The sequence below is a fragment of the Deinococcus sp. Arct2-2 genome, from assembly GCF_004801315.1.
Taxonomy (GTDB): Bacteria; Deinococcota; Deinococci; order Deinococcales; family Deinococcaceae; genus Deinococcus.
In genome coordinates, this window is the sequence record NZ_SSNW01000038.1 from 22,668 (window position 1) to 49,429 (window position 26,762).

Here is a 26,762-nt window from a genome sequence, read left to right on the forward strand (position 1 = left end):
TATAGGCATGAAAAGCGCGAGTGGTCAACAGGGGAGCCTACACCTCATGAATTCTAAGCGGTTACGAATCTCGTTTAGTCCGTCCTGCACGCGCTCCCGGCCCCGGCACCACCGTCAGGCCCGCGAAGGCCAACAAGAGTCTTTTCTGGCCCACGCCGGGAAAGTAGATCAGCACTTCACGCCGCTCTCCCGCATGCGAGCCGCCCATAAACACGCCTTCGCCAAATTTGGGATGACTGACCCGCAGCGGATCGGTGCTGCTGACCGCCCGCTGGAGTTCCCGGCTGGGAATGCCGAGGCGGGCGCTGACTTCGGGCAAAGAGAGGCCGTGCAAATCCAGCAACTCGCGGGCTTGCAGGGGCCACGCGGCGGGCAGAACGGGCGTGGTGTCGGGCAGGGGGGCAGCGTCTGGCACGTGTGTGGTGGCCTCCACACCCAAGAGGCCTTGGAGGAGCGCGTGGGTGGCGGCCTTATCGGTAGGGCGGCGTTCTCCGCTGGGCAAGAAAGGCGCAAAACAGCGGCTGACCGCGATGCATTCGTAGCACCCGTTGGGCGTGTTACAGCACGTTTTGGCGGTCAGTTGGTAGGCGCGGGCCAGCAGATCATCCATGCCCTCGAACGCACGGCGCGATACACCCAGCCCGCCCAGCCAGTCGTCGTAGAGGAAAAAATAGGTGTCACGGCCCTCGCGGAAGGCTCCGGCAAGGTCACCCTCATCGCAGGCCACGCGCTCTGGCGTCACTTTTTGCAGCAGGTGCTTGAGGGTATGGGCCACGGCGGTGGGCCGCTCGGTGGCCGCCGGGTCTAGGCCCACTTCCAGCGCACTCGTTCGGAAGGGCGGCAACTCCAGCGGCTTGTCGTAGAGGTGTTCGCTGAGCTTGTGATCCTGCATCCGGTCTTGAATGCGGCCCCCACAGGCGCGGCAAGTGCGTTCGCTGGGGCCGGGATCGCGGTCACACCCGCTGCACACGCGCTCGAACACTTGGCGCATCATGGAAAATCCGGTGTAGCGGCGGCGAATAATGACCTCGCCGTGACGGTAAGCCAGCGGGCCGCGCCTCACCCACTCGCCCATTTTGGCGGGCTGCACATCAATGGAATACAGCCCCCGCGTAAATAGGTTGGCCGCCTCGAACTTTTCCACGATGATGGCCGTTCCGGGCGAATGTTCCTCCCAGCGCAACACCTTGTAGCCTTGCCCGTCCAACGAAAACACGGCCCCCTCATGCTTTTCGGTGAGGGCGTAGTGCTGGCTGGGCGATTCCAACGGCGCGTCGAAGCAGCGCATTCCCCGCGTCGCCCACTCTGCGGCCTCTATCACGGCAAATTTGGCGCTGCCCTCGCCGCGCAGGTTCCAGTAGCGCGGCGCGGGCAAGTTCTCCGAAGGCAGGCCCGCCGCCCGGAATTCTTCGTTCTGGCGCTCCTTGTGCCGGGGCGACAGATACGGATTCCCGGCCTCTACCACCGCCTTTTCAATCTGGCCGTTCACCAGTTCGTGAAAATTGCCGGTGTTGCTGTAAAAGGCGTCTACAGGCTGCGGCACACCCTGATCGTTCAGTGCGGGCAGGTACAGCACTAAGCCGGGGGCCACCCGTCCGGCGCGGCCCGCCATCTGCCGAAAGGCCATGCGTGAGCCGGGATAGCCGTCGATAATTACGATTTCTAGGTCTCCGATATCCACGCCCGCCTCTAAAGCATTGGTGGCAAACATGACGCCGCTGGCTGCCCGACGAAACTCGGACAGGCGGCCTTCGCGGTCGCTGGTGCCCGCCATGTACAGGTGCGCGGCGCGGGCGTAGCGCGGTTGGGCGCGGTAAGTGGAATACAGCCGTGCAGCGCGGGAACGGCCCCGGAAAAAAGCAAGGACTTTCAGGCCGTGCGCGGCGCTGGCGTTCATCACAGCGTCCCAAAAGCGGCGCGGCTGCCCTCTGTGATCGGCCAGATAGTAGCGTTTGCCGTGCCGCGCTGCGCCCGATTCGCTGACCTCCACGGCGTCAATCCCCACCAGTTCGCGGGCAAATTCGGCGGGGTTGCCAATCGTGGCGGTACTTAAAATCACCTGCGGATTGGCCCCCAGCGCCCGCGCCAAGTCCAGCAGTCGGCGCAGCATTCCGGCCACCTCGCTGCCGAAGCCGCCCCGGTAGGTGTGCGCTTCATCCAGCACCACGAAGGCCAGGGTGGACAGGAAGGCCCGCACTTTGGGATGGGTGAGTGACCAGTGCAATTTGTCGGGCGTGGCTGTGACCATCCGCACGCCGTCCTTGAACACGTCGGCGGGCTGTGCGCCTCCCTGAAACGCGGCAATCTGCCAATCAAAACCGCCCCCATCGCGGAAGGCATTCAGCTTGTCGCGCTGGTCTTGGCCGAGCGCCACTAGCGGATAGATAAAGAGGGCGGTGGCGTCTGGGTTGGCCTCCAGCCGCTCGAAGACTGCCGGAAAAAATGCGCCCGTTTTGCCACTGGCGGTGGGCGTGGTCACGATCACATGCTCGCCCGCGTGCATCAGACGGTAGGTGTCGGCCTGATGGCGGTACACGTCGGCAAAGCCGAAGCCCCGGCGCACGGCGTCTGTCCAGCCCAACTCGGCGGCCTTCACGGTGTTGGCGGGCACGGCCTCGTCTTCATGCAGCAGCGCCACACCCCCGCCCAACACCTCGCGCAGGAAGCCCTCTAGACGGGCGTAGCGCGTGGACTGTGTGGCCAGAGGATCAGGCCCAAGCTGATCGAGAAGGGAGCGGGCAGACAGCACGCCTTCAGTGTAGGCCGGAAGGTCAGCAGGGCGCGGGGGGACGGGTTACGGTGGGGGCGTTGAGGCCGGAAACGTTGGCGTGTAAACCCCCCAGTCTGCTCCGCAGCCAGCCCCCCTTAGAGGGGAGCGCAAAAGCGCACTTGTCCTCCCCTCAAGGGGGGGCGTTGCGCCAGCAACGGGGGGGTTCACCCAGAATCTCTGCTCTACAACATCCCCTCACTCTCACGCAGCAAAATGGGCGCACGGAAGGCGGCGGGCAGCCATTCTTCTTGCGGGTGCATGGCGTCGGGCGGGCAGGAATGCACGCAGGCCATACAGCCGGTGCAGGCGCTCAGGTTCAGCAGCAATTGCACGCCGCCTTCGGGCTGAAGCTCGCGGGTGATGGCGCTCGTGGGGCACACGTTGGCACACACCGGGCAGTTGATGCATTTGTCGTCCACCAGCGGGGCGGGCCAGTACACGCCCGCGTCTTCGGGCGGGGCGGGCTTGAGGGTACGCTCGCGCCAGCGCCATTCCTCGGGAGTGCGCTCGGCGGGTACACTCCAGTCCACAAACGGCAGAGGTTGATCGGGAATGGCCTGCACGAGTTGCTGTTTTCCGGCGCGGAACAGGCTGGCAAAGGCTCCGCGCCTCGACATCTGCACGTCGCGGCCCTTGTCGCCCTCGGTGGCGGGGCGCACGGTGACTTGGGCCGGTTGTCCGGTGGTGGCTCGTAAGCGTTGTGCTTCGTCTACCACGCGGCTTAGGCGTTCGGGCACGTCGGGCGCACCGACTGGGCAAGCCGCGCAGTCGCCGTGAATCAGGTGCAAAGGCAAGTCCCACACGCCCGACGCGGCCACCAAGGCGGGCGTGACCCGGCCCAAGCACGGCAACTGCGGCCCGCCCGCCCCACTTTGCGAGCAGGTCAAGGTGGCGTCTTCCTGCGGCCTTCCCGTTACGCTACTGCGTTGGTCGCTCACGGCTTGCAGCGGCCCCTGAAGGTCGTATTCCAGCGCCCCGGACGGGCACACCTGCACGCACAACCCGCACCCGGTACACAGGTCGGGCAGCACCGTAATCGAGTTCCCCAGCATCCCTACCGCGATCGCCTCGTGCGGGCAAGTGGTGTAGCACGCATCGCAGCCGCCCACCACTTGCCGCTCCAGCAGGCAGCGCGGCCCGGTATAGCGCGGCGTCAAATTTCCCATGTCCCCTAAGCGGGACAGCACCCCTTGCAACATGGCCGGAGTCTAGCGGGCGGGCGGCGGCAAGTCTGCGAGGTTGGTGGGGGTGGGGGGTGCCGAGGAACGTTGGCCTGTAAACCCCCCAGTCTGCTGTGCAGCCAGCCCCCCTTAAGGGGAGCGCAAGTGCTTTTAGTCCTCCCCTCAAGGGGGGGCGTTGCGTCAGCAACGGGGGGTTCACCTTCCACCCCAGCCTTACGCTTCCCCCAGCCCCGGTTCTACCAACCCAACTTCCCCCAGCCCCACTCCTTCCAGCCCCGCCTCTCCCAGCAACGCCCCCCGCTCCTGCGGCGTCAGGGCCACCATCACGCGGCTCAGCACCACGTCTACAGCTTGTTCGGCGCTTTCGTCCAGTGTCAGGCCGTCCAGCAGAGGCACGTCTAGGTCGTGGGCCAGCCCCTCTAGGTAATCCTGCATGGTGCGAATCTCGCCAAAGTAGCGCATGTAGCGGTGCAGCGGGCGGCTGGCGGCGGTTTCTTCGTCGCGGCTCTCGAAGTGGCGGCGGTGTTCGGATTCGCTGGGCAGCGTGACCAACATGGGCACCACCAACGCCCCGGCAAAGGCGTCGGCCCGCAAGTAGCCGGGAACCAGATGCACGCCCTCCAGCACGACGCTGGTGCCTTCTTCGATGCTGCGGCGCACCACCGCCGAGAGGCCCACGCTGACCTGCTGCACCTGCTCGCGGAATCCGGCCAAGAGCGCGTCGCGGGTGGGGTGTTCGGGCGGCGTCTGTCCGGGTGGCACCAACGCCTCCCACGCATTGAAGGTGCTGGCGTGCAGTGTGGGCAGGAGCGCCGGAGACACCATCGCCCGCATGACCTGACGGATGGAATCGGTGCTGACCACCCGCGAAATGCCGAGGCGGTAAGCGATTTCGGCGGCCAGAAAGCTTTTGCCCGTGCCACTGACTCCGCCCAGCAGCACCACCAACGGGCGCGGCGGCTGCCGAATCACACGCAAGAGGCGGTAGCGGGCGCTGACATCCGGCCCCACCTCATCGCGCAGCAGCATCTCTACCTTTTCGCGGATAGCATGACGGCGCACCACCCGGTCTTCTGCACCGCGCAGGTCGCGCTGGGTTATGCGGGCCACTTTGCGGGCCACGTCGGGGGCTACGCCTGCGGCCAACAGCGACTGCACCAACAGCCCCTTAGAAAACGGACTGGGGGCGCTGCCGTCCCCACCGACGACGCCCAATTTGCCCCGGTTCAGGCGCAAAAACCGGTAAGTGAGGCGCATGTGTTCGCCGTACTGGGCGGCCAGCGTGCGCTCGGTCAAGTCGTCTATGGCCTCGGCACTCAGCGAGCGCAGGCCTGATTGCCGCATCTGCACGTCTACAGCGCTGGCGGTGGCGTAAGCGTCGCGCTGAGACAAGCCCGCGTCTTCCAGCGTGCGGGCCAACACGCCCCGGCTAAAGGGCAATTCGCCTTTTTTGGCCGTCACCATGATGTCTACAAAGGCGGGCGTTTGCTGCTGTGCGGCGTGCGCCACCGCCTCGCCCGCCACGTCCCGCGCCACTTCTACCACCAGCGCTTGCAGTTCCTCAGGCGTGACCAGAATCCGCCGCGCCGCCCGAAGTTGCTGTTCTACCCGCCGCGCCACTGCCGCTGCCACCGCGCCCGACGCCCCCGCATTGATCAACGACTCCACCACCAACCCCCGGCTAAACGGCCAAGAGTAGCGGGACGTGCCAACAGTGAGTTCGGGCTGAGTCAACGGCGGAAACCTCGGCGGGAAGGGGGGCGGGGGAGACTAAGTAAAGCGGTGAAAGGCAAAAGTCAACCGGGGCAGTCTACTCGCCCCGGCCTTTCAAGATGCCTACATTGTTGGAATTTGGCGTTGGCGAGTAAACCCCCCAGTCTGCTCTCCTGCGGAGCTGTGCCAGTTCGTAGCCAGCCCCCCTTGAGGGGAGCGCAAAAGCTGTTGTCCTCCCCTTAAGGGGGGCGTTGCGTCAGCAACGGGGGGGTTCACCCACAAACGCAGTCCCCTAGTTCCGCGCCACCGGCTCGCGCCTCAGCGCCCCTTCCAGCAGCAGCGTCAGCGCCAGCCGCATTTCTTCTTGCAGGGTGCGCTCGGTGCCGTAGGCGCTCCAACGCAGGGCCACCATCAGGTACGTGTCGGCAATCAGGTTGCTGATGCGCTGCAAACTCAGGTCGGTTCGCATCTGCCCTGCCTGATGCAGCGGGCGCAAGATCAATTCGATGACTTTGCTGAGTGGCAACGCCTGATACGCGGTGCGGGCACGTTCGGGGTTGGGGTTCATGACCTCGTAAGCCAGCGGCGGAAACAGGTCGCGCTCGCGGGAGTTTTCGTCGGCCAACAAGTCCCAGACTTCGTACAGCACGGTCAGGGGCGGCGTATGTTCCTTTAGGCGGGCCTCGGCGTGGTCGCGCAGGCGGGTCATCACTTCGCTGCCGTAATCCAGCAACACGGCTTCTTTGTAGGGGTAGTAATTAAAGAAAGTGCCGCGAGAAACATTGCTGGCTTTGGCAATATCGGTGGCTGTCGTGGTCTGAAACCCGCCCCGTTTAAACAAGTCAATAGCCACGCTGTAAATGCGGGCGCGGCGACGTTCCTTTTGGCGCTCCCTCAGCGAAGACGAATCCATAACGTGCAAGATAGCGCGTCCTGAGTTCAAAATTGCACCCTGTACAAAAAAAGGGAGTGGTCAGTAGGAACGGGAAAGGCGCAAAGGACTGGCATTGAATGAGGTCTTCGTCTTTTCCCACTCACCACTACCCACTCACGTCTTTTCACCAACCTGCTTCACCGTTACAAATGCCGCCCCCCGCAAGCGCCATGCTGTGGTATGGCACGCCTGACGCGGTACAGCAAGTTCGAGGGTGAACTGGATCAGCTCGATTCTTCGGAACTGATGCAGATGATTCAGGAAGCTCTGCTGGGGCAGGGCATGAACGATCCCTACGACCCCGATCCCAACACGCGGCCCAGCATGGACGACCTGTTCGACGCCATTTTGGAGGCGCTGGCCGAGCGCAATATGATTCCCGAAGACTTGTTGATGGAAGCCATGCAGTCGGAAGACGTGCGCGAAACCAAGCTGGGCGAGCAGATTCAGACCCTGATGGACAGGCTGCAACAAGACGGCTTTATCCGCAAGGAATTTGAAGACGGCGAGGGCGGCGGGCCGGGCGAATCGGGCGAATCCAAATTTCAATTGACCGACAAGAGCATCGACTTTTTGGGCTACAAGTCGCTGCGTGACCTGATGGGCGGGCTGGGCCGCAGCAGCGCGGGCGCACACGATACCCGCGAGTATGCCAGCGGCGTAGAAATGACCGGCGAACTGAAGAATTACGAGTTTGGCGACACCCTGAACCTCGATACCACCGCCACGCTGGGCAACGTGATGGGCAAGGGCGTCGAGAATTTGCAGGAGTCTGACCTTGTGATTCGGCAGGCCGAGTACAACTCCAGCGCCGCGACCATCGTGCTGCTGGACTGCTCTCACTCCATGATCTTGTACGGCGAAGACCGTTTTACGCCTGCCAAGCAAGTGGCGCTGGCCCTCGCCCACCTGATCCGCACCCAATACCCCGGCGATACCGTGAAATTCGTGTTGTTTCACGACAGCGCCGAAGAAGTCACCGTGAGCAAGCTGGCGCAGGCGCAAATCGGGCCGTACCACACCAATACGGCGGGCGGCCTGCGCTTGGCCCAGCAACTCTTGAAGCGCGAAAACAAGGACATGAAGCAGATCGTGATGATCACGGACGGCAAGCCCAGCGCCCTCACGCTGCCCGATGGCCGGATCTACAAAAATGCGTATGGCCTCGATCCCTACGTGCTGGGCGCAACCTTGCGCGAAGTTGCCAACTGCCGCCGCAGCGGAATTCAGGTCAATACCTTCATGCTGGCCCGCGATCCCGACTTGGTGGGCTTCGTGCGTCGGGTCAGCGAAATGACGCGCGGCAAGGCGTACTTCACCACGCCGCAGAACATTGGGCAGTACGTGCTGATGGACTTTGTGACGAATAAAACGAAAATGGTGAATTAAGGGAGTCGGCACGGCAGAACAGCAAAAAGAGTGTGGATCGTGGAACGTGGGGAAGGCAAAACCACGATCTACGATCCACACTCCACGTTCCGCCCCAAACTTTAGCCCGCCTCTTCCGCCTTCATCGCGTCATGGGCCAGCAACGTGGCGTGCCCGTGCCCCAAGCTGTGTTCTGCCTTCAGCCAGTTCACGATGTCACTGTGGCGGGCCAGTTCTCCAGCCTGTAATTTGGCGCGAATGCGGGCCATCCAATCGGGAATGTTGATGCTTGTCTTGGCCGCAATGTTGGTGTAGTAGCTCTGCTTGATCTGTTCCGGCGTTTTAGCCATATAGATTCCCCCGTTTTTGGCTAAGAAAGAGCGGGCCTGTCAGATAGAATTTTCTGGCAGGCCCGCTCTCTTATCTTTTTTACTCCCTGCTTACTTCCTGCTGCCCACCGCTAGCAGTGCCCCGAACAACGCTAGATTCTTCAAAAACTGAGCCTGTTGATTGCTGCGCTCTTTGCCGCTCTTGTCCCAGAAGGGGTGGCCGATGACAGTGGTGGGAATCAGGCTGGCGGCCAGCGCGGTAGAGGCGAAGCGGGGAGCCACGCCGAGGGCCAGCATCGCGCCTGCGCCCAGCATCACGGCGCTGTTGGCCCGCACGGCTATTTCGGGTTCCGGCACTTCCGCGCCCTTGGCCGCCCGCACGATGGGTTCAGGGTTTTGCAGATGATCGAGGCCGTTTTTGATAAAAATGCTTGCGAGCAGTGCCCGCCCGATGAATCCTGTTACGCCCATGTGAAGCCTCCTTGAGATGCCCAAAAGTGTAGCGCAGGCCGGGACGTTTGGCCCGGATGGGCGCAGCATGTGGGCTAGACGCCCGGACGCACCGCGAGTTGCTGCCCCAAATCCACCATCAAGGTTTGCACCGCCGTGACCCCGCTGGTCATCAGGCGCGTGAATTCCTCTGTGGTCATCGGGCCAGCTTCGGCTCCGCCCTGCGTTTCTATCAGCAGGCCGGTGCTGGTAGCCACCACGTTCAGGTCGGCGCGGGCCACCTTGTCTTCGGCGTAATCAAGGTCTACGCGCAGTTCATCGCCCACAAAGCCGACGCTGATCGCGCCCACGTTGTGCAGCAGGGGCCATTCGCTCAGTTTTCCGGCCCGCACCATGCGGTCACACAGGTCGTGCAGGGCGGCGTGGGCGGCCAAAATGCTCGCCACGCGGGTTCCGCCGTCGGCCACCAACACGTCGCAGTCTATGTACAGCGTCTGGTTCCGAAAAGGGCGCAAATCCATGCTGGCCCGCATCGCCCGCCCCAAGAGGCGCTGGATTTCGTGGCGGCGGCCATTTTGCAGGCTGCGTTCCCGCGCTTGGCGGTCTGTGGTGGCACGGGGCAACATCGCGTATTCGGCGGTCAGCCAGCCTTCTTTCAGCCCACGCATATGCGGCGCGGCCTTGTCTTCTATGCTCACTGTCGCCAAGATTTCGGTGCGGCCCATCGTGAGGTGAGCGCTGCCGGGCGCGTGCGGATTCACGCTGCGGCGCACGGTCAGGGGGCGGGGCGTCAGGCTGTCGCGGCCCTCGCGGATGGGCAGGCGGGTGGCGTGGTTCATTTTGGTCATGTCTGTATCGGCTCGATTCGGAGCGCGTCGGCTCTAGGGGGAGAATGAAGGGGGAGAACTGAACTCTGATCCCTATTGTGCATGGCCCCGGCCAGCAGGGTAGCGATGACAGGCCGCGCCGCTTCTGGCGAACCCGTGACGAAGTAGCTGATTTGGGGCGTGTGCGGCACATCTTCTGGCCGCAGCAGGCCGAGCCGTTCCAGCGTGCTGCGGGTATGCCGGGCCACCGCCGCGCCGCTGTCTATGAGCGCAAACGTGTTGCCAAATTCGGCGCGGATGGCCGGGGCCAAAAACGGATAATGCGTGCAGCCCAACACCAACTGGTCTGCGCCCGCTGCCTGCAAAGGCTCCAGCACCCGCCTCAATTCGGCCCGTGTCTCGGCGCTGTCTTGCTGGCCCGCTTCTACCAGCGGCACCAATGCAGCACTGACCGCCATCAGCACTTGCACGCCCGCTGGCACAGCCCATTGACGAATCACGTCTTGCAGCAGCGTGCCGCGTAAGGTGCCGGGAGTTGCCAACACACCCACCACGCCCGAACGGGTGGCCTGAATGGCAGGCTTGACCGCCGGAACCAGCCCGATCACTGGAAACTGAGGGCCGTACTTCTCGCGCAAATGCGACAAGCTAAAGGCGCTGGCCGTGTTACAGGCCACCACCACGCCCTTGACGCCGCGTGCGTGCAGGGCCGCCACCGCACGTGCCGTCAGGTCGCGCAAATCGTCGTCGCCGCGTGCGCCATACGGCAGGTGCGCGGTATCGGCCAGATACACGATGTCCTCTTGCGGCAGCACGCGGCGAATCTCGGCCAACACGCTGAGGCCGCCTACGCCGCTGTCAAAAATCCCCAAAGGACGGCAGGAAGGGTCAGCGGGCTTCACGCCCCGGATGATAGCGGAGGCGGCAAGCGGGGCAAGCGCCTAGACTCGCCCTGTGAATCCTCCACCCCCGGTGAGCGTGTTGGAGGCGTTCGGCCTGTCTGGGCGGCCTGAACCGTTGGCTGGCGGTCAGACGACGGTGTGGCGTGTGGGCGAGGCGGTGCTGAAGCCGGACACCCACACGGCTCAAGAATTGGAATGGCAAGCGCAGGTGCTGGGGCAAGTGAGTCAGTCTCATTTTCGGCTGTCCCGCCCCCTGCGTGCCCACAGCGGCAGTTTGCTGGTCGAAGGCTGGTCGGCGTGGACTTACCTTACAGGCCGCCACGAACCGGGCCGCTGGACAGAGATTGTGCAAGTGAGTCAGCACTTTCACCAAGCGTTGGCCGCTGTACCGCGCCCCGCGTTTTTGGCTGCACGCACAGACCCTTGGGCCACTGCAGACCGCATGGTTTGGGGAGAACTCCCGCTGGACGACTTTTTGGCTGCCCCATACATGCGGAGGCTGGCCCAGCAGCTCCGGCCCGTGCATGCGCCCCCGCAACTCATCCACGGCGATCTGACGGGCAATGTCTTGTTCTCGGAGCCAGACGCGCCTGCCGTCATCGACTTTTCTCCGTATTGGCGGCCTGCCGGGTTTGCGCTCGCTATCGTCGTTGCCGACGCATTGGTCTGGGAGGGTGCAGATGAAGGCTTGCTGGAGGCCGTCCGTTCTGTTCCTGACTTTCCGCAATTCTTCTTGCGTGCGCTGATCTTCCGCAGAATTGTTGAAGAACTGTCGCCCCTGCCGATCAAGTACGGACAGGAGGTAAGTGATCCTTACCAGAGTGCCGTTGATCTGGCGGTTCGGCTGGCGTCCCCCTAAAAGCCGGGCGTCTCCCTAAGTGCCTTCCCTCGCTGCTGACCGCTACTCTTGCTTATGCCCACGCCGCCCCCCATTCTCCACACCGTTCCCCCCGAAGTCCGTACCCCGCGCCTGCTGTTGCGGCGGCCCCAGCCTGCCGACGCCGAAGCTTTGTGCGCCGCCATTCAAGCGTCGTTGCCGGAGTTGCAACCGTGGATGTTCTGGGCGCAGACGCCGCCTGATCTGATCGCCACCCGTGACCGATTGGAGGACGTAGCCGCCGAGTTTGATGCCCGTAGGGAACTGCGCTACCACGTCTGGCGCGTACCGGAGCAGGCCGGAGTGCCCCTAGAATTGATCGGCAGCAGCGGCTACCACGCCCTCGATTGGCGCGTGCCCAAGGGCGAAATCGGGTATTGGATCGCCACCGCCCACGCGGGGCAAGGCTACGCCACCGAAGTCACGCACGCGCTGACGGAATTGGCCCTGCATCCGGCGGCAGAGGGTGGCTTAGGCTTTTGCCGTCTAGAAATCCGTTGCGACCCAACCAACCACCGCAGCGCCCGCATTCCGCCCACGCTGGGGTACACGCTGGACGCCCATCTGGTAAATGACACGGTGGCGGCCAACGATCCGGGCCAACTGCGGGATACGCTGATTTTTAGTCGGACGAGTTAAGGGGTTTGAAGTGCAATCGCTGCGCTCACTCACCCCCTCTGCTTCGCAGCTCTGCGAGTCCCTAACCCTCCCCCCTCGAGAGGGAGGGAGCTAAAACATTCTCACGTCTCCTCACCCCGTCACCACCGTGCCCGCTTCCCCCCGCGCCACTGCCCCCAGCACCCCGGCCACCATGCCGCTGGCAATCGTGGCGTGTGGCGCGCCCCGGTCTAGGGCGTCCAGTGCGGCGCGGACTTTGGGAATCATGCCACCCGCGATCCAGCCTGCGCCAATGCCTTCTTCGGCTTCTGCACGGGTCAGGGCGGCGGCGCGGCTGGCGGGGTCAGGGTAATTGCGGTACACGCCGTCTACATCGGTCAGAAAGATGATGCCTTCATTCAGCGCCCCGGCCACGGCTCCGGCAGCGGTATCGGCGTTAATGTTCAGGGCGTCGCCGTCCGGCCCCACCGCCACGCAGCCCACCACGGGTGTGATGCCGGCCCCCAGCAGGGTTCGCAGCAGGTCGGCATTTACTCCAGTGATGCGGCCTACACGTCCTAATTCCGGGTCAAAGGGTTCGGCGGTCAGCAGGTTGCAGTCGCGTCCCATCAGCCCAACTGCGCCGCCGATGTCCTGCGCCAGTTGCTTGTTCAGTTGGCACAGCGCCATTTCCACCACATCCATCGCTGCGGGTAAGGTCACGCGCAGGCCGCCCCGAAACTCGCTGGCTATGCCCCGCGCCGCCAGTTCGCGCTCTATGACCGGGCCGCCCCCGTGAACCACCACCACAGGGATGTGCCCCCGCAGCGCCGCGATTTCTGCCGCCACCGCCCGCCGAAGCTCCAGACTTTTCATGGCATTGCCACCGTATTTCACGATCATAGGAGCTGATGATGGCATGGGGTTGGGCGGGAGTTAGGTCGTAGGTTATGGTTCATGAGCTGTGAAGGCCGACTGGGCGCAAGTTTGGAGATCAATTTGGTGTGTAAACCCCCCAGTCTGCTTCGCAGCCAGCCCCCCTTAGAGGGGAGCGCAACAGCTTTTGTCCCCACCTCTAAGGGGGGGCGTTGCGTGAGCAACGGGGGGGTTCACCTTCCACCTCTAAACCTCTAGTCCGCGCTCACACCCTGCACCGCACGTTTTCCGCTCCCTGTGGGCACACCTACCGCTTTGGCATACCACGTCATCACCGGGCGGGCGTCGAGGGCAAAGGTGTAGCCCAACCGCTCCCAGAAGCGTGCGCCGCGTGGGTTTTCGCCCAACACACTCGCCAGAATGCGGGTGGTGCCACGCGGCACACGCGACTCCAGATGCCGGATCGCCTGCTCGCCCAAGCGTTGCGATTGGCGGTCTTCACGGATCAGCAGCAAGTTGATGGTCAGGTCACCCGGTTGGGGGTAATCGTGTTTGCAGTCCAAGCTGCCCACCAGATTGCCGTCGTCGTCGTGCAGCAGTTCCAAGCGTCGGCGTGGGTCGAGCAGGGCGAATTCTACGTCGCGCTCGACTTCGGTCAGGCTGGGAACACGGCTGCCCAACAAGGCGAAGTAGCCGGGGGCGGCGGTGTAAAGGCTGTGGAGCAGTGGCGCGTGATGCAGCGCCAAGCGGGTCGCGTTCAAGGTCGAAGCCTCCGATCCGGCAGCATGGTACAGATGAAATTCCAAGGGAAGTCCAGAGGAAGGTCTGTGGGTTGCCGGACTGTCCAGAGCATACCCCCCGCACCGCCAGATACAACATGAATTCAGCGAATGGCCGGGTTGATCTTGGATTCACCGTTTGGTGGGGGGAGGTGCGCTACCCTACCGGGATGATGTTCGCGCCCGCCCCCGCTCTGCCTGCCCTGCCCACTGCTCCCCAGCCGGGCTTTTATGCTGCACGGCTCGCTTCCCCAGAGGCGCGGCGGGGCGGGGCAGTGCTGGCTCCGATGGCAGGCTACAGCGACGCACCCCTGCGTCAGTTGGCCGCCGAGCAGGGCGCACTTTGGACGGTCAGCGAGATGATCAGTTCACGCGGACTGGCGCTGGGCAGTGACACCGAGAGCCTGAATTTGGGCCGTCCTTACGCGGGCGAAGTGGGGCGCGTGGTGCAACTGTTTGGGGCAGAACCGGAGGTGTTGGCCGCCGCCGTCGCCAAAGCAGAAGGCTGGTTTGCTCCGGCGGCTATAGACCTGAATATGGGCTGCCCCGTGCCCAAAGTGCGCGGCAAGGGCGGCGCGTGCCTACTGCAAACGCCCGAACTGGCCTTCGAATTGATAAAGGCCATGCGCGGCGCAACTGGGCTGGATGTGAGCGCCAAGATTCGCCTCGGCTGGGACAGCAACCGCAGCCTAGAAGTGGCGCAGGGCTTGGCCGAGGCGGGCGCGGCGATTATTACGGTACACGGGCGCACCAGTGTCCAGCGGTATACCGGGGAAGCCGACTGGGACGCGATTGCAGCCGTCGCGGCGGCAGTAAAGGTGCCTGTGATCGGCAGCGGCGACATTCGCAGCGTAGAACAGGCCCGCCACCGCCGCCAATCGGGAGTGTCTGCCGTCATGATCGGGCGCGGCGCAGTGGGCAATCCGTGGATTTTCCGGGCGCTAGCTACAGGGGAGGACGCTTGGCCCAGCTTGGCTGCCCGCGCCGCCACTGCCCTCCGGCACACCGAACTGCACATCCAGTTTTACGCGGGGCCGCAGGGTACAGGCCGCGTCAGCCTGCTGCCCCTGCGCAAAGTCTTGCCCCAATACTTGCCCGATGTGCCCGACTTGCGCGGCGCTCTGGTACAGATCGAAACATTAGAGCAGCTTAAGAATTGCCTGATTCCATATTTAGAAGACCCTCTACTGACTGACCGGGCAGGGATTGACAGCTTGGTTCCCGCTGGGTCAACACCACATCACCTTTCTACAGAGTATGCTGTGAACCGACCATGAATGTTCGCGAGTATTACACCTACCTGTCCGCTGCCCGCGAGCAGTTGTGGAATTTTCTCCGCGCTTTACCCGCAGAGGAACTGAACCGCAACCTGATCGAAAACGGCGACCGCTTTCACACCATCAAAGATTTGCTGCTTCACGTCACCGACGTCGAAGATCATTGGGTACACGCCATTGCACGCGGAGAGGGCGTGCAGCAGTCCGGCAAATACCGCCACGACTGGATCAAGCCCGACGCCGCGCAGTACGACCTGAGCTGGATCATCGAGTATGGCCGCGAGGTCAGCCAGCACACCCAAACCTTCTTAGAAAGTGAACCCGACCTGAACCAAAGCATCAAGTTGGTGCAAGACGATCCCGCCAGCGATACCGTATCGCTCGATCAGTTGATGTGGCACGTGATGACCCATGAGGTGCGTCACACCGCTCAAGTTGCCCTGATGATCCGTCAACTCGGCCACGTGGCCCCTTGGCTGGACTACATGCGCTTTGTGCGCCCGCAGGTCACGGCGGCCCAAAACAGCGGCGCAGAGCAGGAAGCAGACACCGATATCGATCTGGAAGACGACATTTAACCCCCACGCAAACCAGCTTTCTTGTCCAGACGCCGCTGACCTCACCGGGTTGAGCGGCGTTGCTGCTGCCCCGCCCCCGGCCAGACGTGTACCAAGTCTTTGCACTTGCCGCCCGTAACCCGCGCAGCACCCAAAAGCCGTCTATACTGAGAAAGTTATGCGGACGGTCACGGTAGGGACGCGTGGGAGCACGCTTGCACTCGCGCAAACCCGGTGGGTAGTTGCCCGACTCAAAGAAGAATGGCCTGAAACGGATTTCCGGATTCAAACCATCTCTACGGGCGGCGACAAGAACCGGGGAAGCCTTTCGGCAATGGCTCAGAAAGGCGATAAAGGCTTTTGGGTCAAGGAAATCGAAGACGCTCTGATCGCCAAGCGGATCGACATTGCGGTGCATTCCCTCAAGGATTTGCCCACCGTGCAGCCCGAAGGTCTAGAAGTGTCTTCTATTCCCAAGCGGGTCGATGCACGCGACGTATTGATTGGCAAAGAAGGCATGAAAAAGCTGGCCGACTTGCCCAAAGGCGCACGCATCGGCACCAGCAGCGTGCGGCGTAAAGCCTTCTTGATGGCCTACCGCCCCGATCTTCAGGTCATCGATTTGCGGGGCAACATCGACACTCGCCTTGGGGTACTGGCGACGCCCGACTACGACGCCATTATTTTGGCCGCAGCGGGCCTGATCAGAACTGAAATGCGGAACCGGATCGATGAGTTTCTGGAACCCGACATCATGCTGCCCGCTCCCGGTCAGGGCGCACTGGCCCTAGAAACCCGCGCCGACGACGACCTGAACGTGGAAGTCGCCTACGCCATTCACGATCACACCACCGATGATCGCATTACCGCCGAGCGCGAGTTTTTGGCGGGGCTGGGGGCCGGGTGCATGGCTCCGGTGGGCGCACACGCCACTATCAAGGGCGGCGTGCTGACCTTAGAGGGCTGGGTGGCCGCGCTGGACGGCACCAAAGTCATTCGGGCCACCAGCATCGGAGACGCGGGCGAGTGCGCCGATATAGGCGCGGAATTGGCCGCCGACTTGCTTGACCGGGGCGCACAAGCCCTCGTAGACGCGGCCCACGAGTAGGCCCATAAGTCAGGCTGACCTGTGAAGCTGACAGCGCGAGTGTGGGTAACAGCGGCTGTGGCTGCGGCCCTCTGGTTCATCATCGGTGTCGTGCAGCGCACCCGTGCAGGCGCGGCCCCCGCCGATGCTGCGCTGGCCGAATTGCCTCTTACGGTGGCGGTGTTCGCGATTGCCGTCATCTGGACAGTTCTTCGGCAAAGCAGGGGTAAGTGAGCCACAGACAAGTGACCTACTTATGAGGCGCCTCGCGGTCATTCATACCGGGGGCACGATTGCCAGCCGTCCCAGCCCCGATGGACGCGGCGTGACGCCCCAAACGCCGCCCAGCGTGCCGGGGCTGCCGGGTGTGCAGGTCACGCACCACCAGCCGTTCAACTTGCCAAGCCCGCACGTGACGCCCGCGCACATGCTGCATCTGGCGCACCTGATAGAGCGGCTGGCCCCCGACGCCGACGGAATTGTGGTCACGCACGGCACCGATACACTGGAAGAAACGGCTTTTTTGCTTCACCTCACGCTGTCGGCGGCAACTCCGGTAGTCCTCACGGGCAGCATGAGACACGCCGAGGAAGTCTCTTGGGACGGCCCCGGTAACCTGCTGGACGCGGCTTATACGGCGCTGCATCCCCAAACTGCCGGACGTGGCCCGCTGGCCGTGTTCAGCGGCGATATTTTTGATGCCCGCACCGTCACCAAAGTGCATACCACCGCCGTAGACGCTTTCGGGGGCTATCCCGGTCCGATTGGGCGCATAGACCGGGCTGGCCCGCTCGAGCAGATGCACGCCCACCTGCGCTACTTTGCCACCCCTGAACCTCGCCCCACCTACGCGCCGGAAGTTTTGACGGCGCGCGTGGAAATCCTGTACGCCGCCGCAGGCTGGACGGGCGAAGGCTATGCCGAAGCCGAGGCGAGGGCCGATGGCTTGGTCATTGCCGCGCTGGGTACAGGCAACCTACCCGCCGAACTCTTGCCCCTGATTGCCGCAACCACCAAACCCGTGATTATCGCCACCCGCACGCACGCTGGCCCCGTAATTCCGGTGTACGGCTACGCGGGCGGCGGCGCGACGTTGGTGGCCGCCGGAGCCATTCCCGCCAGCTTCCTCAACGCCCATAAGGCCCGCTTGCTGCTGATGGTGCTGCTGAGCTTGGGCATGAGCAGGGCAGAAATTCGGGGCGTGTTTGAAGGCGGGGTGTTTTAGGGGCAGGGTGAGAAGGGACAAAAGCGAACGTGGATCGTGGAACGTAGGAAGGGCCAAACCACGATCCACGTTCTACACTCCACAATCCTTTAGGATTCTGCCCCCTGCGCCCGCTTCCGCCGCACGAACCACGCCACTGCGCCCACCACCAACAGCACCAGAATTACCCTCGAAATGGGGCTGATGTACTGCTCTACCCGGTCATAATGTTCGCCCAGCAGGTAGCCCGCGCCGATGAGCAGGGCCGCCCAGATGCCCGAACCGACAGCGCTGTAGGTCAGGAATTTGGGCAGCGGCATTTCGCTCATGCCCGCAGGCAGGCTCAGCAGGCTGCGAATGCCGGGAATCATGCGGCCAAACAGCACCGCTTTGGTGCCGTGCCTATCGAACCACGCGTCGGCTTGGCGAATATCCTTGCCGCGCAGGGTCAGCCATTTGCCGTGTTTGTCGGCCCACGCCACCAGCTTTTCTTCTCCAAACGCCCGCCCGATGTAATACAGCGGCAAAGTGCCGATGACGCTGCCAACGGTAGCCACGATCAGCACGATCACCACATTCAGGCTCCCGCGTGAGGCCGCAAAGCCCGCAGACGGCAAAATCAGCTCGCTGGGAATCGGCGGAAACAAGTTTTCCACGATCATCAGCAGCAAAATGCCCGCATATCCAAAGGTTTCCATTACGTTTTGCACCCATTCGGCCATAGAAATCCAGAGTAGCGGGTGAACGTCAAGGCAAACGTCCGCCTAAAGGTTGTCGTGCCGATGGGTGCCCCAGATGAGCGCGGGCCTCTTTGCAGATTTAAGGTCAGCCACAGGTGGGCCGTCATCTTTAAGACCCTGCGGCCCGCCTAAACTGCACGCATGACCGTTTCACACCCCTTGTCGGACGCCAAAGCACAGGGCATCCGCGCCCTCATTTTTGATTTTGACGGCACGATTCTGGACACCGAGAGCCGTGAGTTTTTGCACTGGCAAGAGCTGTACCGCACGCATGGCCGCGAATTGGCCCTATCGGATTGGCAGCAGGGCATCGGCACTTGGGACGCCTTTGACCCTTGGGCGGGCCTGCCCGACGAGGTGCGGGCAGACCGGGAGCGGGTACATGCCGAGCTGCACGGAAGAATCTTGGCCGATATTCAGGAACAGGATGTGCGCCCCGGCGTTCGGGCCGTGCTGGAAGCGGTGAAGCCTGCGGGCCTGCGCCTCGCGTTGGCTACCAGCAGTGACCGCGCTTGGGTTACGCGTTGGCTGGAGCATCACCGCATGCTGCACCTGTTTGAAGTCCTCGCCACCCGCGACGATGTGGCCCGTGTCAAGCCCGATCCCGAACTGTACGTACTGGCCGCGCACCGCTTGGGCCTGAAGCCCGAAGAATGCATCGCTGTAGAGGACAGTTTGAACGGGGCCACCGCTGCTGTTGCTGCTGGAACCCGTGTACTCGTCGTCCCCAACGATGTCACGCGCACCCAGCCGTTTCCGGCGACTTGGCCGCGTATCAGTGGATATGAAGGCGGGTTGGCGGAACTGGTTCGGGTGGCGGTTGGGGGGTAGAGATTTGGAGTTTGAGGCAGGTTTTTGGTCTTCTCCCACGTTGGATTCCCCCACCCCCCAGCCCCCGCCCCCAAAGGGGTCAGGGGAGCTAACGTTGCACTAGGCAGGATTGATCTTGTCGCGTCCAGACTCACCTAAATCGCTCATCTGAAGCGGAATCGCCAGTCGTCTTGAGCATGGAATTGGCCCGCGCGTTGCACGCACGACGGCCTCACACGCAGTTGGGTAGGTACGGTTTGAAGGGGCGGTGACTGGTTTTAGCTCCCTCTCCCCTTGCGGGGGAGGGTTGGGGAGGGGGGTGAGTGAGCGTCAGCGATTGCCCTCCCGCCCTTCCTTAGACCCTAGACCTTTAGACCCTTAGACACCGCCCCCAAAGACCAGTTCTACACGTCCGGATACACCTTCAGTTCCGTCACATGTGCCCGGTCTGGCCGCGTGAGGGCGTGGGCCACACTTTTTGCCAGCCCACGCGGGTCGATCAGGCTATCCCAACTCATGCCCGCATCCCGGTTGGCAGGCGTGTCGATGGCCCCCATCGGGTACAGCACGCAGCCGCGCACGCCTTTGGCCTTCAGTTCGTCGTGCAGGCTGAGGATATAGGCGCTGACGGCGGCTTTGCTGGCCGTATACAGCGCGGCGCGGGGGCCACTTAAGCGGGCCGCTTGGCCTGCGCTGACGCCCATGATCAGGCCGTCTTTTTGCTTCAGCATGGAGGGTAAGACGCCCTGTACTGCGTGAAAGAGGGTCAGCATATTCGCCCCGAACATCGCGTTCAGGTCGGCAGTCGTCGCCTTCTGCGCGTCCTGCATCGCAAACGCGCCTGCCGTATGCACCAGCGTGTCTACCTTCACCTTGCGGAGCAGGTCGATGCTGGCCGGATCGGTCAGGTCTACGTCTATCACTTCGGTGGCGGGAAAGCGGTCAGCGGCCTTCGCCAACGCTTCGCCCCGCCCTACCAGCACGATTTGTGCGCCTGCATCTTCTAATTCCTGAGCTATCGCGGTGGCAAGTGCGCCGCCCGCGCCCGTAAGCATGACCGTGGAGGAGCCGAGATTCGCCATGCGCCTAGCCTAGAGCATTTGCCGCAAACTGACCGGGTGAACCAGATGAAGCCTGCCGTAATGTTGGGCTTTGGGCGAGGCGGCGCGTGTGGGACGGAGGAAGGGCCTAGGGTCTGAGGAGGTCAAGGGCAACAGGCAAAGGCTGGAATTATAGTTTTAACTCCTCACCCTTGAGGGGGGAGGTCGGGAGGGGGTGAGTGAGCGTCAGCGATTGCCCCTTTTAGACACAGCACCCACAAACTCAAGCCCCCTAGCCCCCCACTCACTCCCCGTAAGCCGCCGCCCGTACAGCGTCCCAATCGCCCACGCCCAGTACGAAGGGCTGCCGCTGTGTATCCGTCGTCACGCGTGCGCCCGCTGGGTCTAGGTACACATCCACCTCTGTCCTAATGCCGAAGCCCTGCGCTGCCGGATAGGTGCCGGGTTCTACAGTCACGCACAGGCCGGGGGTCAGGCGGCGGGTGTCGTGGGTTTCGTAGTCGTCCAAGTTTGCGCCGCTGCCGTGAATCTGCACGCCGAGGTCATGCCCAGTGCGGTGAAAAAAGAATTCGCTCCAAGGTGCGCCCATCGTGTCGCGCACGGTGCGGTCTATCTGCCAGCCGCTCAAGTCGCCGCCCGCCAGCAGTTGCGCTATGCCCGCATCCCGCGCCGCTGCCACTGCTTGCCACGCCTGCAAGTACGTCTCAGACGGCTGACCTGCGTAACCTACCCACGTCACGTCGGCAAACGGGCGGCCCGGTTCCTGTGCCCACAAGTCGATCAGCACGCACAGGCCCCAGTCCAACGTGGCGTGTTGTTCGGGGCTGGGTTCGTAGTGGGAATCGGCGGCATTCACGCCAAAGCTGACGTTCACGGGGTGGCCGCTGACCATGCCCGCCGCCTCTATCGCCTGCCCGATCACGGCCTGCGCGTCCAGTTCGGTCACGGGTTGGCCTGCCTTCAACCGCTCGTGAATCAGGCGGTAGGCGTCGTCTTTGGCCTGCATCAGCACGGCTATGGCCCGCTCGTGGGCGGCCAAATCTTCGGCGCTCCAAGCGAGGAAGGCTTGCAGCAGATCGGCGCTCGATACTATTTCAGCGCCCGCCGCCCGCACGCGCTCCACGGTTCCGGCGTCCACGCGGCTCACATACGGCACGGCTCCCAGTGGGCTGTATTCCATCGCCACACGCTTTCCGGCCACCACGTCACGCAGGGCCGTTTCCAGTTGGTCATGCGAGCCGAAAGCCCGCCGCTCTACGCCCCAGCCCGCCGACAGATTGGCCCAAGTGCCGCCCTCGATGTGGTTGTGCAGCAGCACCGCCTGCCCTTCACGCGGCACCCATACGAAAAACCTTCGCGTCAGGAAGGCCTCTTTGGGCAACCCCAACACTTTCGCCGCGTGCGGATTGAGGCCCTGAAAATCGTAGATCAGCCAGCCGTCAAGGTCGGTGGGTTGCAGGGCGGCCCGCATCTGGTCAATCGGATTGGTCATACCCCAAACACTATCGGAAACCTATGGAGCCTGATTCTTACGGCTGGGGTACCTTGAGACTTATGGACGTTGTTCGGTTGCTGGTGCCTATTGCTGTGGTGTTGGTGGTCATGCTGCTGATTTGGGCAGGGCGGGCCATGCTGGAAGGCGCACGCGAAGGCATAGCGGAGGCAAAAGAAGAGGAAGCGGCAGCCAAGGCCGTGCAGACCGCCGAGCAGCAGGCGAAGGCCGAGGCCCGCTTAGAGCGTATGGAGGCCGCCTCAGCCGCACTTGCCCCCGCTGACCGCTTTGCCCTCAACCTCCGCGCCCCGTTTACCGAAATCTGGCTGGAAATCTTTCCGCACGAGGACGATGCCCGCGAGCTTGAATACTTCTACCGCCTCACGCCGCCTGCGGGCCAAGAACACGAATTACGAAAGGCGCTGGAAGACGGCTGGGATATTATCGACCACACGTCGGCCCTGCACAGCCTCGCGTGGCTGATCGACAGCGGCCACCGCTTGCCCTATTTGCAGGTGCGGCAGGCCGTCGCTGAGGGCGAAGACTTGAAGGGCAGGGCGCGTGAGGCAGGCGTGGTGAAGAAGTGGGAAGAGCAAGTGAGTGGGGCGGGCGGAGCGGCCTTCGATCTGGCCCGCGCTGTAGATGTGGCGGCGATGGCCCACGCGCTGGGCTACCTCTCGGAAACCGAATGCTGGCGGATTCTGCGTCAGTGCCGGATCATCGCCCAAGACCTGTTCGGCAGTTGGGAAGTGTACGGCCAAAGCTTTTTGGCGGGCGCAGAGTTCTGGAAATCCGGCGGCTTGATGGACGGCACACGCAATAAACGCTATGCGGGAAGCATTCGCTGGCTGATGGAAGACCCGCAGAGTCCGTGGCGGCGCGATCCGTGGCCCGTGTCGGTGGAACGCCAAGAGCGGCTGAAGGGGATGAACTGAGGCGCTGGGCTTTGGGCATTTGTTGTTCTCAGACCCTTAGACAACTCCCCCTCACTCCCGAAGTCCAAGCACCGCCCGCCGCGCCCGCTCCTGACTGAGATTCCAAACTCGCGGGTCACGGGATTGGCCGTAGTCTGCCTTCAACCGTTTCACCACGGCAGCCGGGGAATCGAGGCAAACCTCATTTGAAGCACAGTAGAGGATGAGGGTGTCGAGATTTGCCACCACCGTCGGCACAGCGTCGGCTCCTAGTTGAATCAGTGTCCAGACGTTGGCCTGCTGCGGCGTGCTACGGGTCACGTTGGTCACAGCAGCCAATTCACGCCCCACATTCACGCGGGCAATGAGTGCGCCGGGATTGATCAGGGTGGCAATCAGTAGCGCGCCGAAGCCCCCCAGCAGCGCCGGATACGCAAAGCGCCGCAACGTGCCGCGCCACAGGCACACGCCCAACCACGCCAGCGCCAGCACCAGCCACACCAAGAGGGCCGCGCCCAGCACGCGAATTTCACTCAGTCCGTATGCCAGCGTGTACAGCCGCCACCGGTTGGCCGCACTGACCAGCACCAACGCTAGCGGTAGCAATACGGCCAGATTCAGCAGGCGGTAAGTGGCCTGCGCCCGTACCTCTGGCCGCGTGAGGCCATAAGCGGCCAGCAGCAGTCCCAGTGTCAGAAAAGCCACCCACAGCAATTCCGAGAAGCCGCGCCGCACGTATTCGGCAAAAGTAAAGCCGTCGGGCAGCGTGATGCCGCTGAGAAAATAGGGCAGTTGCGTAAAGAGGAAGACCAAGAATAAGGCTCCCAGCGCCAGCAGCGGCATTCCTGTTTCGATCAGGCCCAAGCGCCCACCGCGTTCTTCTGGCGTGTCGGTGGCGGTTCCCAGCAGGGTAGGGGAGAGGGCCATCAGCGCCGGATAGGCGAGGCCGCCCGCGAAGGCCAGCCACACCAGTACCGTAAATAAGCTTTGAATCAAGTTCTCTGGATTCCAGCGCCACAGCCCGGAAATCAGATCGGCAAAACCGCTGTCGGCCCCAGCCAGCAGGCCGCCGAAGACCAGCAGCACGGGCACGGTCAGTAGTAGGCCAGTCAGCCAAGGCGTTGCCCGCCCAGACTTGGCTCCGCGCAATCGTCCCCACGGAAAGCGTTCCAGTAGGGCAAAGGAGCCGTAGAACAGCCGCGATCCGCCGGTGAAGACCATGCCCGTCATGCGTCCGGTGGCGGCGGTTGCCAGCCCCGCGTGCCGCCAGACCCCCGCGCCCAGCACCAGTGCCAGCAGCAGGGCCAAAGCATTCAAAAACTGAAATTCGCCCGGTGCATCCCACACGGCAAACGTTAGGGCAAAAGCCAACGCCACGCCCAGCAGGGTCAGCCCTTCGCGGGTGGGTTTCTCGCCGCGTTGCCGCGCACTCCACAGCAGCAGGCCGCCCCAAAGTGTCACCCAAATCACTACATTCAGGCCCACTTGCCCGCCTGTACGCACGGTGAGCAAGTGGGCGGACACGCCAGCCACCGCCGCCGAAACCGCAGGCCACGCCGCCCGCTCTGGCCGGGGCCGGGGTGCGGCGTCCCACGTAGGTGCAGGGGTCAGGGGATGCATCTCAGCAGGAGCAGAAGTGGACACAGATGGAAGGTGCGGCACTGGCTCGGGTTGTGTCATGCCCGTACCGTAGCGGCGCGGTGGGCGCGGGGCGTCGGCCAAAAGTGGGACGGGGTTTGTAAAGTGGCGGCAGTGGGGAAGGTGTCTAAGGGTCTAAGAACAGATGACTAAGAACAGATGACTAAGAACAGATTCCGACTTCGCCTCAAACATGTGCCCTTGACCTTCCTTAGACCCTCGACCCTTAGACTGCCCTCCCTTTTTGCCTTCTCCGGTACGGTTGCCCCGGCCCCGTGCCTCTAGACTCGCGTCATGGCGTTTCCTGACCTGAGAACTTTTATGCGGCTGCTGGAAGACCGGGGCGAACTCGTGCGCGTGTCTTTTCCGGTAGACCGGGAGCTGGAAATCACCGAAATTGCAGACCGCTTGGTCAAGGCAGGCGGCCCCGCCGTCCTCTTCGAGAACGTGAAGGGCAGTCCCTTTCCGCTGGTGATCGGGCTGATGGGCACGCGGGAACGCACGGCCCTGTCGCTAGGCGTGTCCGATCTGGACGATTTGGCCGCCAAAGTCCGCGCCCTGATCGACCTGAAGGGCAGCGGCGGCATCGGCGGAATGCTAGGCAACGTGACTAAACTGCGGGACGCGGCCAACTTGCCTCCCAAACGGGTGAAGACTGGCCCAGTACAGGAAGTGGTGTGGCGCGGCGACGAGGTAGACCTCTCCAAACTGCCCGTGCTGAACTGCTGGCCGCAAGACGGCGGGCCGTTCGTGACGCTGCCGCTGGTCATCACCAAAGACCCCGAAACGGGCGAGCGGAATATGGGGATGTACCGCATGCAGATCATGTCGCGCAACACCACCGGGATGCACTGGCAGCGCCACAAAACAGGCACGCGCCACCTCGAAAAAGCCCGCAAACTAGGCCAGCGGCTAGAAGTGGCAGTGGCCCTCGGCGGCGATCCGGCCCTGATCTACGCCGCCACCGCGCCCCTGCCGCCCATTCCCGGCCTCGATGAATTCGCTCTGGCAGGCTATTTGCGTGGCCAGCGCTATCCGGTCACCAAGGGCATCACCGTAGACCTCGATGTACCCGCCAATGCCGAATTTATTTTGGAAGGCTACATAGACCCGCAGGAAGACTGGATCATGGAGGGGCCATTTGGCGACCACACCGGCTTCTATACGCTGCCCGACCTGTACCCGCTGTTTCACGTCACGGCCATCACCATGCGCCGCGACCCGGTCTACCCAGCCACCATCGTGGGCCGCCCGCCGATGGAAGACGCCTACCTGATCGAAGCCTCCGAGCGCCTGTTTTTGCCTGCCGCACAGCTGATCCTGCCCGAAATCGTGGATTACCACATGCCGCCTGCCGGAGTCGCCCATAACCTCGTGGTAGTGGGCATAGACAAGAAGTATCCGGGCCACGCCTACAAGGTCGCCAATGGCCTGTTCGGGCTGGGCCAGATGATGTTTGCCAAAGTGATCGTCGTCGTCGATAAAGATGTGCCCGTGAACAACTTCGAAGCCGTGTGGCGCGAGGTGGCTGCCCGCGCTGTGCCGGGGCGCGATACCCTCGTTACACGCGGCCCCAGCGACGTCCTCGATCACAGCAGCCGGGGCTGGGGCTACGGCGGCAAACTCATTCTGGATGCCACCACCAAATTGCCTGAAGAAGTGGGCAGCGCGCTGAGCAGCCGCGATCATCAGGGCACCGACGGCACCGAAGCCGTGACCTTTGCCCCCCGCGCCAGCCTTGATCTGCCCGCTTTTGAGGGCGTGAAGGCGCAGCGCCAGACCGACGACGGCTATTGGCTGGTAGCGTTCCACAAAACCCGCCCCTGTCAGGCCCGTGAGTTGGCCGAAGCCTTCGCCGCGCATCCCGCCTCGGCAGGCGTGCGTCACCTCCTGATCTGCGATGAACTCACCGATGTACACGACATTCAGGACGTGTGGTGGACGATTCTGAACAACATCGACGCTGAACGTGACGTGTGGACACTGCCCACCAAAACAGGCGCACTGCTGGCTTGGGACGGCGCACGCAAGCTGCCCGAAGAAGGCTTTGTGCGCGAGTGGCCGCCCAAAATCGAAATGGAACAAAGCGTCAAAAACCGCGTCGATGCCCGCTGGCACGTCTACGGCCTACCCGATTCCCTGCGTTGATTCTTGGGCGGAAGCTCTAGCATTCACGCCCCTGTGTTCACCCCTTGCATCCAACTGTGCAGGGGGTGTTGACATTGGGGGGGTGAGGGCATATATTTCTCTTCGCCCGAGAGATCGGGCAAAGCGGAAAAAGCCGAAAGGCACCGCTGAGGCGCATGAAAACCTGATGTTAAATGACGAGAACAGGGTTGCCTGACAGGGCAATCTCAGCGGGTTGACAGTGATGTCGAT

The 26,762-nt window shown here is 63.1% G+C and carries 25 protein-coding genes; 11 read left to right on the forward strand and 14 right to left on the reverse strand.

Annotated features, from left to right (window positions below):
• Nucleotides 1-61 precede the first annotated feature (61 nt).
• The 4 genes from E7T06_RS14975 to E7T06_RS14990 all read right to left on the reverse strand — a co-directional run bounded on the left by E7T06_RS14975 (nt 62) and on the right by E7T06_RS14990 (nt 6,577).
• On the reverse strand, nt 62-2,749 hold the full coding sequence (locus tag E7T06_RS14975; RefSeq protein WP_240741090.1) for a DEAD/DEAH box helicase: 2,688 nt from the start codon (nt 2,747-2,749) through the stop codon (nt 62-64).
• A gap of 203 nt (nt 2,750-2,952) precedes the next feature.
• Nucleotides 2,953-3,969: a 4Fe-4S binding protein gene (locus E7T06_RS14980; protein WP_136366585.1), complete on the reverse strand. Its 1,017-nt coding sequence runs from the start codon at nt 3,967-3,969 to the stop codon at nt 2,953-2,955.
• A gap of 195 nt (nt 3,970-4,164) precedes the next feature.
• The gene (locus tag E7T06_RS14985; protein ID WP_136366586.1) at nt 4,165-5,685 is read right to left on the reverse strand and encodes a 2-phosphoglycerate kinase; all 1,521 of its coding nucleotides are present in this window, start codon (nt 5,683-5,685) and stop codon (nt 4,165-4,167) included.
• 271 nt (nt 5,686-5,956) lie between these two features.
• On the reverse strand, nt 5,957-6,577 hold the full coding sequence (locus tag E7T06_RS14990; protein ID WP_168733564.1) for a TetR/AcrR family transcriptional regulator: 621 nt from the start codon (nt 6,575-6,577) through the stop codon (nt 5,957-5,959).
• A gap of 201 nt (nt 6,578-6,778) precedes the next feature.
• On the opposite strand from E7T06_RS14990, the gene E7T06_RS14995 reads away from it, so the two are divergent.
• Nucleotides 6,779-7,987, forward strand: coding sequence for a VWA domain-containing protein (locus E7T06_RS14995; RefSeq protein ID WP_136366587.1), 1,209 nt, complete (start codon nt 6,779-6,781; stop codon nt 7,985-7,987).
• 101 nt (nt 7,988-8,088) lie between these two features.
• Here E7T06_RS14995 and E7T06_RS15000 read toward each other — a convergent pair whose 3' ends face one another.
• The 4 genes from E7T06_RS15000 to murI all read right to left on the reverse strand — a co-directional run bounded on the left by E7T06_RS15000 (nt 8,089) and on the right by murI (nt 10,474).
• Nucleotides 8,089-8,316 (reverse strand): DUF4287 domain-containing protein, encoded by a 228-nt coding sequence (locus E7T06_RS15000; RefSeq protein ID WP_136366588.1) that lies wholly within the window; start codon nt 8,314-8,316, stop codon nt 8,089-8,091.
• Nucleotides 8,317-8,406: 90 nt separating this feature from the next.
• Nucleotides 8,407-8,766 carry a DoxX family protein gene (locus E7T06_RS15005; RefSeq protein ID WP_136366589.1) on the reverse strand — a complete coding sequence of 120 codons (360 nt, stop codon included), beginning with the start codon at nt 8,764-8,766 and terminating at the stop codon, nt 8,407-8,409.
• 74 nt (nt 8,767-8,840) lie between these two features.
• Nucleotides 8,841-9,593 carry a ribonuclease PH gene (rph, locus tag E7T06_RS15010; protein ID WP_168733565.1) on the reverse strand — a complete coding sequence of 251 codons (753 nt, stop codon included), beginning with the start codon at nt 9,591-9,593 and terminating at the stop codon, nt 8,841-8,843.
• Complete coding sequence (murI, locus tag E7T06_RS15015; protein ID WP_136366590.1) at nt 9,590-10,474, reverse strand: glutamate racemase; 885 nt, start codon at nt 10,472-10,474, stop codon at nt 9,590-9,592. Before murI ends, rph begins: the two co-directional genes overlap by 4 nt.
• Nucleotides 10,475-10,526: 52 nt before the next feature.
• Between murI and E7T06_RS15020 the strand changes: the two genes are divergently transcribed.
• Both E7T06_RS15020 and E7T06_RS15025 read left to right on the forward strand, forming a co-directional pair.
• Nucleotides 10,527-11,333, forward strand: coding sequence for a TIGR02569 family protein (locus E7T06_RS15020; RefSeq protein WP_136366591.1), 807 nt, complete (start codon nt 10,527-10,529; stop codon nt 11,331-11,333).
• A 54-nt stretch (nt 11,334-11,387) separates the two neighbouring features.
• The gene (locus tag E7T06_RS15025; RefSeq protein ID WP_136366592.1) at nt 11,388-11,990 is read left to right on the forward strand and encodes a GNAT family N-acetyltransferase; all 603 of its coding nucleotides are present in this window, start codon (nt 11,388-11,390) and stop codon (nt 11,988-11,990) included.
• Nucleotides 11,991-12,101: 111 nt separating this feature from the next.
• Here E7T06_RS15025 and argB read toward each other — a convergent pair whose 3' ends face one another.
• Nucleotides 12,102-12,851: an acetylglutamate kinase gene (gene argB / locus E7T06_RS15030; protein ID WP_136366593.1), complete on the reverse strand. Its 750-nt coding sequence runs from the start codon at nt 12,849-12,851 to the stop codon at nt 12,102-12,104.
• A gap of 227 nt (nt 12,852-13,078) precedes the next feature.
• Nucleotides 13,079-13,585 (reverse strand): GNAT family N-acetyltransferase, encoded by a 507-nt coding sequence (locus E7T06_RS15035; RefSeq protein WP_136366594.1) that lies wholly within the window; start codon nt 13,583-13,585, stop codon nt 13,079-13,081.
• A 188-nt stretch (nt 13,586-13,773) separates the two neighbouring features.
• Here E7T06_RS15035 and E7T06_RS15040 point away from each other — a divergent pair, with 188 nt between their 5' ends.
• The 5 genes from E7T06_RS15040 to E7T06_RS15060 all read left to right on the forward strand — a co-directional run bounded on the left by E7T06_RS15040 (nt 13,774) and on the right by E7T06_RS15060 (nt 17,749).
• On the forward strand, nt 13,774-14,880 hold the full coding sequence (locus E7T06_RS15040; protein ID WP_240741091.1) for a tRNA-dihydrouridine synthase family protein: 1,107 nt from the start codon (nt 13,774-13,776) through the stop codon (nt 14,878-14,880).
• Nucleotides 14,877-15,458 carry a DinB family protein gene (locus E7T06_RS15045; protein WP_136366595.1) on the forward strand — a complete coding sequence of 194 codons (582 nt, stop codon included), beginning with the start codon at nt 14,877-14,879 and terminating at the stop codon, nt 15,456-15,458. Before E7T06_RS15040 ends, E7T06_RS15045 begins: the two co-directional genes overlap by 4 nt.
• Nucleotides 15,459-15,615: 157 nt before the next feature.
• Nucleotides 15,616-16,545 carry a hydroxymethylbilane synthase gene (gene hemC / locus E7T06_RS15050; protein ID WP_136366596.1) on the forward strand — a complete coding sequence of 310 codons (930 nt, stop codon included), beginning with the start codon at nt 15,616-15,618 and terminating at the stop codon, nt 16,543-16,545.
• A 21-nt stretch (nt 16,546-16,566) separates the two neighbouring features.
• Nucleotides 16,567-16,758, forward strand: coding sequence for a hypothetical protein (locus E7T06_RS15055; RefSeq protein ID WP_136366597.1), 192 nt, complete (start codon nt 16,567-16,569; stop codon nt 16,756-16,758).
• Between the two features lie 22 nt (nt 16,759-16,780).
• The gene (locus E7T06_RS15060) at nt 16,781-17,749 is read left to right on the forward strand and encodes an asparaginase (protein WP_136366598.1); all 969 of its coding nucleotides are present in this window, start codon (nt 16,781-16,783) and stop codon (nt 17,747-17,749) included.
• Nucleotides 17,750-17,838: 89 nt separating this feature from the next.
• Here E7T06_RS15060 and E7T06_RS15065 read toward each other — a convergent pair whose 3' ends face one another.
• Complete coding sequence (locus E7T06_RS15065) at nt 17,839-18,450, reverse strand: DedA family protein (protein WP_136366599.1); 612 nt, start codon at nt 18,448-18,450, stop codon at nt 17,839-17,841.
• Between the two features lie 159 nt (nt 18,451-18,609).
• On the opposite strand from E7T06_RS15065, the gene E7T06_RS15070 reads away from it, so the two are divergent.
• Nucleotides 18,610-19,299 carry an HAD-IA family hydrolase gene (locus E7T06_RS15070; RefSeq protein WP_136366600.1) on the forward strand — a complete coding sequence of 230 codons (690 nt, stop codon included), beginning with the start codon at nt 18,610-18,612 and terminating at the stop codon, nt 19,297-19,299.
• Between the two features lie 383 nt (nt 19,300-19,682).
• On the opposite strand, the gene E7T06_RS15075 is transcribed toward E7T06_RS15070, so the two are convergent.
• Both E7T06_RS15075 and E7T06_RS15080 read right to left on the reverse strand, forming a co-directional pair.
• Nucleotides 19,683-20,360, reverse strand: a complete 678-nt coding sequence (locus E7T06_RS15075; RefSeq protein ID WP_136366601.1) for an SDR family oxidoreductase — start codon at nt 20,358-20,360, stop codon at nt 19,683-19,685.
• A 262-nt stretch (nt 20,361-20,622) separates the two neighbouring features.
• Complete coding sequence (locus E7T06_RS15080; RefSeq protein WP_136366602.1) at nt 20,623-21,831, reverse strand: M24 family metallopeptidase; 1,209 nt, start codon at nt 21,829-21,831, stop codon at nt 20,623-20,625.
• 62 nt (nt 21,832-21,893) lie between these two features.
• Between E7T06_RS15080 and E7T06_RS15085 the strand changes: the two genes are divergently transcribed.
• Complete coding sequence (locus tag E7T06_RS15085) at nt 21,894-22,766, forward strand: DUF1266 domain-containing protein (protein ID WP_168733566.1); 873 nt, start codon at nt 21,894-21,896, stop codon at nt 22,764-22,766.
• Between the two features lie 51 nt (nt 22,767-22,817).
• Here the strand turns inward: E7T06_RS15085 and E7T06_RS15090 are convergent, their stop codons facing one another.
• The gene (locus E7T06_RS15090; RefSeq protein ID WP_168733567.1) at nt 22,818-24,425 is read right to left on the reverse strand and encodes a DUF4153 domain-containing protein; all 1,608 of its coding nucleotides are present in this window, start codon (nt 24,423-24,425) and stop codon (nt 22,818-22,820) included.
• 252 nt (nt 24,426-24,677) lie between these two features.
• Here E7T06_RS15090 and E7T06_RS15100 point away from each other — a divergent pair, with 252 nt between their 5' ends.
• On the forward strand, nt 24,678-26,531 hold the full coding sequence (locus E7T06_RS15100; RefSeq protein ID WP_136366606.1) for a menaquinone biosynthesis decarboxylase: 1,854 nt from the start codon (nt 24,678-24,680) through the stop codon (nt 26,529-26,531).
• Nucleotides 26,532-26,762 lie beyond the last annotated feature (231 nt).

Coding starts and splice junctions, on each gene's coding strand:
- E7T06_RS14980 (WP_136366585.1), bottom strand. CDS start 3,969: ATGTTGCAAGGGGTGCTGTCCCGCTTAGGGGACATGGGAAATTTGACG.
- E7T06_RS14990 (WP_168733564.1), bottom strand. CDS start 6,577: ATGGATTCGTCTTCGCTGAGGGAGCGCCAAAAGGAACGTCGCCGCGCC.
- E7T06_RS14995 (WP_136366587.1), top strand. CDS start 6,779: ATGGCACGCCTGACGCGGTACAGCAAGTTCGAGGGTGAACTGGATCAG.
- E7T06_RS15000 (WP_136366588.1), bottom strand. CDS start 8,316: ATGGCTAAAACGCCGGAACAGATCAAGCAGAGCTACTACACCAACATT.
- E7T06_RS15005 (WP_136366589.1), bottom strand. CDS start 8,766: ATGGGCGTAACAGGATTCATCGGGCGGGCACTGCTCGCAAGCATTTTT.
- rph (WP_168733565.1), bottom strand. CDS start 9,593: ATGACCAAAATGAACCACGCCACCCGCCTGCCCATCCGCGAGGGCCGC.
- E7T06_RS15025 (WP_136366592.1), top strand. CDS start 11,388: ATGCCCACGCCGCCCCCCATTCTCCACACCGTTCCCCCCGAAGTCCGT.
- argB (WP_136366593.1), bottom strand. CDS start 12,851: ATGATCGTGAAATACGGTGGCAATGCCATGAAAAGTCTGGAGCTTCGG.
- E7T06_RS15040 (WP_240741091.1), top strand. CDS start 13,774: ATGATGTTCGCGCCCGCCCCCGCTCTGCCTGCCCTGCCCACTGCTCCC.
- E7T06_RS15045 (WP_136366595.1), top strand. CDS start 14,877: ATGAATGTTCGCGAGTATTACACCTACCTGTCCGCTGCCCGCGAGCAG.
- hemC (WP_136366596.1), top strand. CDS start 15,616: ATGCGGACGGTCACGGTAGGGACGCGTGGGAGCACGCTTGCACTCGCG.
- E7T06_RS15060 (WP_136366598.1), top strand. CDS start 16,781: ATGAGGCGCCTCGCGGTCATTCATACCGGGGGCACGATTGCCAGCCGT.
- E7T06_RS15065 (WP_136366599.1), bottom strand. CDS start 18,450: ATGGCCGAATGGGTGCAAAACGTAATGGAAACCTTTGGATATGCGGGC.
- E7T06_RS15070 (WP_136366600.1), top strand. CDS start 18,610: ATGACCGTTTCACACCCCTTGTCGGACGCCAAAGCACAGGGCATCCGC.
- E7T06_RS15075 (WP_136366601.1), bottom strand. CDS start 20,360: ATGGCGAATCTCGGCTCCTCCACGGTCATGCTTACGGGCGCGGGCGGC.
- E7T06_RS15080 (WP_136366602.1), bottom strand. CDS start 21,831: ATGACCAATCCGATTGACCAGATGCGGGCCGCCCTGCAACCCACCGAC.
- E7T06_RS15085 (WP_168733566.1), top strand. CDS start 21,894: ATGGACGTTGTTCGGTTGCTGGTGCCTATTGCTGTGGTGTTGGTGGTC.
- E7T06_RS15090 (WP_168733567.1), bottom strand. CDS start 24,425: ATGACACAACCCGAGCCAGTGCCGCACCTTCCATCTGTGTCCACTTCT.
- E7T06_RS15100 (WP_136366606.1), top strand. CDS start 24,678: ATGGCGTTTCCTGACCTGAGAACTTTTATGCGGCTGCTGGAAGACCGG.